The sequence below is a fragment of the Streptomyces apricus genome (assembly GCF_008369065.1).
In the GTDB taxonomy this organism is placed as follows: Bacteria; Actinomycetota; Actinomycetes; order Streptomycetales; family Streptomycetaceae; genus Streptomyces; species Streptomyces apricus.
Genome location: NZ_VDFC01000016.1, coordinates 19,119 through 20,711, shown reverse-complemented (window position 1 = coordinate 20,711; position 1,593 = coordinate 19,119). Strand labels below are relative to the sequence as shown.

Sequence of the window (1,593 nt, the reverse complement as noted above, 5' to 3'; positions counted from 1 at the left end):
ACGCCGGGGGTGTTGAACCCGGCGCCGAACTCCAGGATCAGGAGGCGGGCGTCGGCGGGTGCCTCGTTCAGCCACTCCTGGAGACGTCGGCCCGCGGGAAGGTAGGGGTCGTCGATGAACTCGGGGCCGATGCGGACGTTGATCTCGACCGACCCGTCGCAGTTCGGGCAGCGGGGCATGACGTCGGGGTCGGTGACGGCGCCGGTGTGCGGGTCGTACGCCGACAGGAGTCTGTCGACCAGGGGCTTGCTGTCCCACGTGGCGGGGGTGCAGGGGGTCGTGCACTGGTAGCGGCCGTAGTCGCCCTGCGGGGTGAAGACCCGGTCCGCCGCGAAGCCGTTACGGGGGAAGAGGGCGTCGACGTTGGAGGTCATCACCCAGTGGTCCTTGTCCCCGACGATGCTGCGCAGCCGCTGGTAGAGCGGGTTGGGGGCGGAGCTGTAGCGGATGTCGTCGATGTGGACGGCCCAGTATCCCCACAGCAGGGCGGACGGCAGGGGCACGCCGACGAGATAGCGGGAGCGCAGGCCCAGGCGGTACAGGGCGGGGAAGAGTTCCTGGAAGCGGTCGGTGTCGCCGTAGTCGTAGCCGGCGGCGGCGCTCAGTCCGGCGCCGGCGGTGATGAGGACGCGGTCGGCCTCGGCGAGCCAGGCGCGAAGGGTCGCGGCCTGCGTGTGCAGGGCGGCGGGCTGGTGGTTCATCGTGTGGCGGACTCTCCGGTCAGGGCGTTGAGGTAGGCGGCGCGGTCGTCGGGTGCGTACACGTTGAAGATCACGCGGTCCAGGCGTCCGGGGTGGGCGTCGAGCCAGTCGGCCACCGTGTCCAGGGCGGTGCGGGCCGCGGACTGCTTGGGGTAGCCGAAAACACCGGTGCTGACGCCGCAGAACGCCACGGTGCGGATGTCCCGCACCTCGGCGGCGAGGTCGAGGCAGGCCCGGTAGGACGCGGCGAGGAGGTGCTCGTGCGTCGGGCGCAGGGGGCCGTCGACGATGGGGCCGACGGTGTGCAGGACGTAGCGGGCAGGCAGGTGGTAGCCGCGGGTGATCTTCGCGGTGCCGGTCGCCTCCGGATGGCCCTGCCTGGTCATGATCGTGTGGCAGTCGTCGCGCAGGCGGGGGCCCGCCGCGCTGTGGATGGCGTTGTCGATGCACGGGTGCTGCGGGACGAAGCAGCCGAGCATCGCGCTGTTGGCGGCGTTCACGATCGCGTCCGCGCCGAGCGCGGTGATGTCGCCCTGCCACAGCACCGTGCGTCCCGCGGCCGGATAGGCCGTGACCGTGCCGAGGGCTGTCCCGGGGACTGTGCCGGGGAGTTCCTCGGCGATGCAGGGAAGGCGGTTCGGGTCCGTCACGGTCTTGGCCTCGCGCTCGCTGCTCAGGAGGGCGTCCAGCAGGTGGGGCACGTCTGCCGGGAGAGGGCCCGGTGGGCGGACGGTGAGGAGCGTGCGCAGCAGGCGTCGGGCGGTCGCGTCGTCGAGCTGGTCCGCGTCGCCCGCTTCCGGTCCCGGCGCCGTGGTGGCCGGGTCCTTGCTCAGCCGGGACAGCGCGGTGCGGACCAGGTGGGCCGGTGGCACGGATATGGCGGGGTCGGGGA

2 protein-coding genes are annotated in these 1,593 nt (G+C 72.3%); both read right to left on the bottom strand.

Annotation, left to right across the window (positions count from 1 at the left end; genetic code table 11):
* Positions 1 to 701: SIR2 family NAD-dependent protein deacylase (locus FGF04_RS06365; protein WP_149510254.1), on the bottom strand; the 701-nt coding region annotated here is incomplete at its 3' end.
* A partial coding sequence (locus tag FGF04_RS06360; protein WP_223146350.1) for a protein-ADP-ribose hydrolase occupies positions 698 to 1,593 on the bottom strand: 896 nt, incomplete at its 5' end. The genes FGF04_RS06360 and FGF04_RS06365, both read right to left, overlap by 4 nt.